6 protein-coding genes are annotated in these 6,734 nt (G+C 69.6%); 2 read left to right on the top strand and 4 right to left on the bottom strand.

The features are described 5' to 3' along the window. Positions 1 to 269: 269 nt before the first annotated feature. The gene (locus LUM46_RS02460; protein WP_274992041.1) at positions 270 to 491 is read right to left on the bottom strand and encodes a hypothetical protein; all 222 of its coding nucleotides are present in this window, start codon (positions 489 to 491) and stop codon (positions 270 to 272) included. 606 nt (positions 492 to 1,097) lie between these two features. Between LUM46_RS02460 and LUM46_RS02455 the strand changes: the two genes are divergently transcribed. Further along, positions 1,098 to 3,014: a class I tRNA ligase family protein gene (locus LUM46_RS02455; RefSeq protein WP_274992040.1), complete on the top strand. Its 1,917-nt coding sequence runs from the start codon at positions 1,098 to 1,100 to the stop codon at positions 3,012 to 3,014. Here LUM46_RS02455 and LUM46_RS02450 read toward each other — a convergent pair. Then, positions 3,011 to 3,853, bottom strand: coding sequence for an ion transporter (locus tag LUM46_RS02450; protein ID WP_274992039.1), 843 nt, complete (start codon positions 3,851 to 3,853; stop codon positions 3,011 to 3,013). The genes LUM46_RS02455 and LUM46_RS02450 overlap by 4 nt on opposite strands. 208 nt (positions 3,854 to 4,061) lie before the next feature. Here LUM46_RS02450 and LUM46_RS02445 point away from each other — a divergent pair, with 208 nt between their 5' ends. Further along, entirely contained in the window at positions 4,062 to 4,328 is a 267-nt protein-coding gene (locus tag LUM46_RS02445) for a GlsB/YeaQ/YmgE family stress response membrane protein (RefSeq protein ID WP_116673091.1), read from the top strand. Between the two features lie 128 nt (positions 4,329 to 4,456). Here LUM46_RS02445 and LUM46_RS02440 read toward each other — a convergent pair whose 3' ends face one another. After that, positions 4,457 to 5,818, bottom strand: coding sequence for a TrkH family potassium uptake protein (locus LUM46_RS02440; RefSeq protein ID WP_274992036.1), 1,362 nt, complete (start codon positions 5,816 to 5,818; stop codon positions 4,457 to 4,459). A 180-nt stretch (positions 5,819 to 5,998) separates the two neighbouring features. Further along, a complete protein-coding gene (locus LUM46_RS02435; RefSeq protein WP_274992035.1) occupies positions 5,999 to 6,733 on the bottom strand; it encodes a C40 family peptidase in 735 nt (244 codons plus the stop codon). Position 6,734: the final 1 nt, after the last annotated feature.

Raw genomic sequence — 6,734 nt, 5'->3', positions numbered from 1 at the left:
GACACGATGCGGACCATCTTCTCCAGCGCGCGGCTGGTGGCTTCCTCGGCATCGATCCCGGGCACGCGGGCCGCGACCGAACGCACGACGTTGGGCCGGTGCACCACCCAGTCGTCAATCCGTAGGTCACCCGTCGTGGTCACGCGGTCTTGACCCCCTCTGCCCATAGTGTCCGGATTTGATGCGCTGGCCAATGATCGCACCACATCTCTGGTTTCGCGCAAGTGTTCGGGCTCTTCGGGAGCGGGTTCGGCGCTGTTCATCGGTGCTCACCTCCGGTTCGTCGCGAACGTGGTCGATACGGCGTCGAGACCCTGTGGGCCGGACGTGGCGTGGATGACCGCCAGCGCGACCTCACAGGTGGCGGCGATCAGGTCGCTCGCTCCCCACGCGTCGGCGAGGCGGTAGAGGTTGACGGCATCTCCCTCCGCGTACGCGCGCAGGTATTGGGCGCCCAGACGAACGAGTTCGGGGTGCTCGGTGTGTTCCATGCAGCCCTGACGCTCGACGCTCCCGGATGTCACAGCACTTACGGGATTTTCCTTCGATTTCTCCCGTGGCGTCCGATTCGGACCCGGACGGGGGCGGAACAGGTGCCCGAGGCGGCCGTTCGACGAGCGCCGTACGCCTCCGTCCGGTAGGTCTGTGAGCCAGAACACATGTCATTGCATCAAAAAGTGCTGTGACTTCCGGGATGTCTGCGCGTCCTAGGTACGACGCGGACGAAGTTCGGACCTCGCTGGGGGCGGGCCGAGCTCCGGCGCGTCGGCGGGAGTCGTGGCTCGGAGTGCGCTGGGGGCACGCCGAACCACGCGTTCCCGTGCATCGGCGCGAGCGCCGGTTCGGACCTCGCTGGCGGCGGACCGAGCCGGCGCTCGTACCCCCGTGGCCCGGCGACGTCCGGCCCGGGATCAGCCCGGACCTCCTTTACCGGGTTCGGCCGGCCCGCGTATCGTGGTGGCATGCGCAACGCACGCTCGCTGCTTACCTAGCCGCACCGGACCGCCCTCGATCGGGCACACCCGGTGCGGCCGCCCCTCCTGTGCGAGGGGCTTTTTCGTGCCCGGACCCGATCGACGTACCGGAGAGCGACAGCGATGAGCCAGCAGCAACGCACCACAGGTCCCGCAGGCGACGGTCCGGCCGGGGACCGTCTGTTCGAGGCGTCCGACGACGGCGTGCGCCCCCGCCGCTACCTCCTGACGATGTTCCCGTACCCGTCGGGGGACCTGCACATGGGTCACGCCGAGGTGTTCGCGATCACCGACGTCGTGGCGCGGTACTGGCGGGCCAAGGGTTTCGACGTGCTCAACCCGGTCGGCTGGGACTCGTTCGGCCTGCCCGCGGAGAACGCGGCGATCCGTCGGGGTGAGCATCCCGCGGTGTTCACGGAGGCGAACATCGCCACCCAGGCGGCGTCGATCCGACGCTACGGGGTCTCGTTCGACTGGTCGCGGCGCCTGCACACGCACGAGCCGGGCTACTACCGCTGGACCCAGTGGCTGTTCGCGAGGATGTACCAACAGGGCCTGGCCTACCGCGCCGCTGCCGAGGTGAACTGGTGCCCGAGGGATCGCACGGTGCTGGCGAACGAGCAGGTCGTCGACGGCGTGTGCGAGCGCTGCGGCACCACCGTCGTCCGCCGGGTGCTGACGCAGTGGTTCTTCCGGATCACCGCCTACGCGGATCGTCTGCTGGACGACATGACGCTGCTGGAGCCGGGCTGGCCCCCGCACGTGCTGGCCATGCAGCGCAACTGGATCGGTCGGCAGGAGGGGCCGGACGGCGTCCGCTACCGCCTGCACGACTGGCTGGTGTCGCGGCAGCGCTACTGGGGCGCGCCGGTCCCTGTCGTGCACTGCCCGGGATGCGGGGAGGTACTCGTGCCGGACGACCAGCTGCCCGTCGAGCTGCCCCACCTGGAGGGCGACCAGCTGGTCCCCGGAGACGTCTCACCCCTGGCCGGAGCGCACGACTGGGTGCGGACCACCTGTCCCCGGTGCGGCGGCCCGGCCGAGCGGGACACCGACACCATGGACACGTTCGTGGACTCGTCCTGGTACTTCCTGCGCTACCTGTCGCCGGGATACGAGGGTGGTCCGTTCCGCCCCGAGGACGCCGCCCGCTGGATGCCGGCCGCGCTGTACGTGGGCGGGGTGGAGCACGCCACGATGCACCTGCTGTACGCCCGGTTCGTGACCAAGGTGCTGTACGACATGGGCCTGGTGCCCTCGTCCGAGCCGTACGCACGCCTGATGAACCAGGGTCAGGTGGTCAACCAGGGCAAGGCCATGAGCAAGTCGCTGGGCAACGGTGTGGACCTGACGGCCGAGCTGGACCGGCACGGCGTGGATGCGGTGCGGCTGGCGATGCTGTTCGCGGGTCCGCCGGAGGACGACGTCGACTGGGCGGACGTGTCGCCGGAGGCGATGCGGAAGTTCCTGGGCAGGGTGCTGCGCCTGGTCCCGGCCGTGGAGGGCTCGACCAGCGGCTCCGACGGCCTGCGACGGGCGGTGCACCGGACGGTGCACGACATCGACGGTCTGGTGGAGGCCGGGCGGTTCAACGTCGCCGTCGCCCGGCTCATGGAGCTGGTGGGCGAGGTGCGGCGGAGGCTGTCGGACGGTGGGGCCGGTGCCCGCCCGGCCGCGTCCCACGAGGCGATCGAGGCCGTCGCGGTGCTGCTGAGCCTGTTCGCGCCGCAGACCGCTCAGGAGCTGTGGAAGAGCCTGGGGCACGCGACGCCGGTCGCGGCGCAGCCCTGGCCGGTCGTGGACCCTGCGCTGCTGGTGACGAGCGAGGTCGTGGCGGTGGTCCAGGTGGACGGAAAGGTGCGTGACCGGTTGACGGTGCCGGCCGACGTCACGACGGCGGACCTGGAGCGGGCGGCCCTGGCCCGGCCGGCCGTCGCGCGGGCCAGGGGTGACCGGACGGTACGGCGGGTGGTGGTGCGGCCGCCCCACCTGGTCAACGTCGTGCTGGGCGAGGTGAAGAGGCCGACGCGAGAGCTCTAGGCGGTGCCGTCCTCGTCGAGCCTCGCGCGCAGGGAGCGGAGCTCGGCGAGGATCTCGTGGTTCTGCGCGGCCAGGTTGTCGAGGCGCTCGTCCTTCTGCTCGTCGTCCTTGCGCTCCTCCTCGGACATCTCCTCCATGCCGTTGACGATGACGGCGATGAACAGGTTCAGCACCGCGAAGCCGACCACCAGGATGTAGAGCACGAAGAAGATCCACGCCCAGGGGTGCACCTCCATCACCGCGCGGGCGATGTCGGGCCAGGCCTCGCCCGTCATGGCCTGGAAGAGCGTGAACAGCGAGGTTCCGAGGTTGCCGAAGTACTCGTCGGAGGCCTCGCCGAACAGGCCCGTCGCGATGACCGCGGACACGTAGATGACCAGCACCAGCAGCGCGCCCACGGCGCCCATGCCCGGTACCGCCCGCAGCAGCCCGTCCACGACACGGCGCAGCGACGGCACGACCGTGATCACGCGGAGCACACGGAGGACACGCAGGGCGCGCAGCGCGGAGAGAGACTCGCTGGCCGGGAGCACGGCGACGCCGACGACGACGAGGTCGAACAGGTTCCACGGGTCCCGGAAGAACCGGCGGCCGTGGGCGACGATCCGCAGGAGCAGCTCCACGACGAAGAAGCCGAGCATGGCGTGGTCGATCGTGACCAGTACGTCGTAGGCCGGGCCCGTCACCAGGGTCTCCGCACCCAGGACCAGGGCGTTCGCCAGGATCACGACCAGCACGAGGTTGACGAACCACTTCTGGTCGAGGAAGCGGCGCAGCCGTTCCCGCCACGTGCGTGGCTCGATCCGTGGCCCGGCCGGTGTGCCGATCGCCTGTTTCATGCGGTCTCCTTGCCGTCTCGTGCCCGGAGTCCTTGCTCCGGTCCTGCTCAGGCCCTTGCCCGCGCGAACTGTAGCGCGGCCGCGTCCTTGAACTGCGTTGGGTGTAATGTCCCAATATGGGAGTGATTCGGCCGGTCCGGTGGCAAGTCGGTGGAATCAGTGCTGAGGTAGTCGCAAGCAAGCCACACCACTCTGGAGGAAACACATCATGGGTTTCTTTGCCTTTCTCATTCTCGGGCTGATCGCAGGCGTGATCGCCCGTATCGTCATCCCGGGCAAGCAGCCGGGGGGCTTCTGGCTCACGCTGCTCCTCGGTGTGCTCGGTGCCATGCTCGGTGGTTGGCTGGGCGGGCTGATCTTCAACGTCAGCCTGGACGAGTTCTGGTCCTGGGAGAGCTGGCTCTTCTCGGTGATCGGCGCGATCATCGTCATCCTGATCGTCCAGGCGATCTTCGGTCGTCGTAAGACCGCTTGATCGGTCGTCGTCGGACCGCTTGATCGCAGCATCCCGCGGCCGCGCCGTCACCGTCGTCCTCCTGACGTCGGTGATCGGCGCGGCCGCGGTCGCGTGTACGGCCGGTGGTGCCGCTCACGACCGGCGGATCAGCCGATGATCGGGGCGCTCTCCGGGAGGCGGTAGAGGCGACGTCGGGCGCGGAGCGCCAGGGCGGTGCCGAGCGTGATCGGTCCGAGCCGCCCGATGAACATGAGCACCACCAGCACCACCTGGTGGTACCAGGCCAGCTGCGCCGTGATCCCGGTGGACAGGCCGGTCGTGGTGAAGGCGGAGGTCACCTCGAACAGGATCTGGTCCACGTTGAACGGCGAGAGAGCGGTGATCCACAGGGTGGGCAGCACCACGATGGCCACCGCGAGCAGAGCCACCGTGAGCGCTTGCCGCTGGGTGGCGGCCGAGATCCGGCGGTCGAAGAGGTTCGCGTCCGGCTCGCCGCGCAGCTCGGACCAGATCACCACGGCGAGCACAGCGAACGTGGTGACCTTGATGCCGCCGCCGGTGCCGCCGGAGCCGGCGCCGATGAACATCAGGATGATGGTGCCGAGCCAGGTCTCGGTGTGCATGGCGCCCGTGTCCACGGAGTTGAACCCGGCCGTGCGGGCGTTGGCCGACTGCGTGAACGACGCCAGGATCCGGTCCGCGGTACCGAGGTTGCCCATGGTGGCGTCGCCCTCGGTGACGAGGAAGAAAGCGGCGCCGCCCACGAGCAGCAGCACCGTCATGAGCAGCGTGATCTTGGTGTGCAGGCTCCAGCGCGCCGGACGCCGACGCTCCCGCAGCACCTCCAGGACCACCGGGAGGCCCAGCCCGCCCACGATCGTGGCCACGGCGATCGGCACGCAGATCCACGGGTCGGACGCGAAGTCCATCAGCGAGCCCGAGAACAGGGCGAAGCCCGCGTTGTTGTACCCGGAGACCGCGTGGAACACCCCGTCCCACAGCGCTCGACCGAACGGTTCGTCATAGGCGACGGCGAACCGGACGGTCAGCACCGCCGCGACGGCGCCCTCGACCACTGCCGCAAGGACGACGACGCGGATCAGCATCCGGCGCACGTCGCCGAGGCTCACCGTGCGGGTCGAGGCCGCGGCGACCAGCCGGGAGCTCAGGTCCAGCCGACGCGAGACCAGGACGCCGAGCAGCGAGGCGACGGTCATGACACCCAGGCCACCGATCTGGATGAGCACCAGGATCACCGCTTCGCCGAACCCGGACCAGAACACCGGTGTGTCGGTGACGATCAGACCCGTCACGCACACCGCCGACGTCGCGGTGAACAGGGCCTGCATGAACGAGGCCGGCTCACCGGAGGCCGCGACGGGCAGCAGCAGGAGCAGCGTGCCCACCGCTATGGCGCCGAGGAACCCGGCGATGACGAGCTGGCCGGGCCGCCGCTGCAGTGCGACCCCACGGCTCCGGTCACGACCCGCGGGGCTGCTGAACCGCATCTGGCTCTCGTCCTTCGTCAATCGCACGGCGCGCTGTGGCACAGGCGCCGTCCGGTGCCCGTCGGTCACCGTAGCCCGTTATCGCGGCGGACACGCGAGAGGCGCCGCCTCGGCGTCGGGCGGGAGACCCGGCGCGGAGGCGGCGCCTCGCGATGAACTGCTGTGGTTCTGGCTCTCGGCTCAGACGACGCGGATGAACGTCGGGCTGTTCTGCCACATCTCGGTGTAGCGCACCGGCATGCCGGCGGCCCAGGCCTCGATGATCATGCCGTTGCCCGCGTAGAGGGAGACGTGGCCGGGCGTCCAGACGATGTCGCCCGGCTCGGGGTACGTGACCTGGTAGCCGGAGCTGAGCATCGCGCTCGAGGAGTGCGGCAGGCCCACGCCGAGCTGCGCGTACACGTACTGGATCAGGCCCGAGCAGTCCATGCCCTCGGCTGGCGAGTTGCCGCCGAGCACGTACGTGATGCCGAGGTAGTTGAAGGCGATGTTGATGGCCTGCTGGCCGACCGGCACCGGGTCCGGGGCGTCGACCGACACGACGGCGGGCCCTTCGCCCTTCTCGCCGTCGGCGCCCGAGGAGGCGCCGAGCACCTCCATCTCGATCGGCATCTTCGCGTCGCTCGGGACGGTCACGGTGGGGGCAGCGGCGACTGCCTGCTTGGCCACCGCGGTGAGGGAGTTGAGGTCGACCGTGTTCAGCTTCGCTGACTTCACATCGGTCTTGAGGTCCATCGCGGGGGCTGCGTGGGCCGTCGTCGCGATGGTCGAGATCAGAACGCCACCTGCTGCTGCGGCGATAGCGCCACGGCGGGCAACGGTGCCGGCGTTCTCCGTGGCGGTACGAGCGAGGATGGTCAGCGGTGTCATGGCCGGCCGGCTGTCACGATGCCGGCCGCGAAGGGAGTTCGTCACC

The organism is Promicromonospora iranensis, assembly GCF_028994805.1.
Taxonomy (GTDB): Bacteria; Actinomycetota; Actinomycetes; order Actinomycetales; family Cellulomonadaceae; genus Promicromonospora; species Promicromonospora iranensis.
This window is presented reverse-complemented; position numbering and strand designations above follow the sequence as displayed.

Coding starts and splice junctions, on each gene's coding strand:
- LUM46_RS02460 (WP_274992041.1), bottom strand. CDS start 491: ATGGAACACACCGAGCACCCCGAACTCGTTCGTCTGGGCGCCCAATAC.
- LUM46_RS02455 (WP_274992040.1), top strand. CDS start 1,098: ATGAGCCAGCAGCAACGCACCACAGGTCCCGCAGGCGACGGTCCGGCC.
- LUM46_RS02450 (WP_274992039.1), bottom strand. CDS start 3,853: ATGAAACAGGCGATCGGCACACCGGCCGGGCCACGGATCGAGCCACGC.
- LUM46_RS02445 (WP_116673091.1), top strand. CDS start 4,062: ATGGGTTTCTTTGCCTTTCTCATTCTCGGGCTGATCGCAGGCGTGATC.
- LUM46_RS02440 (WP_274992036.1), bottom strand. CDS start 5,818: ATGCGGTTCAGCAGCCCCGCGGGTCGTGACCGGAGCCGTGGGGTCGCA.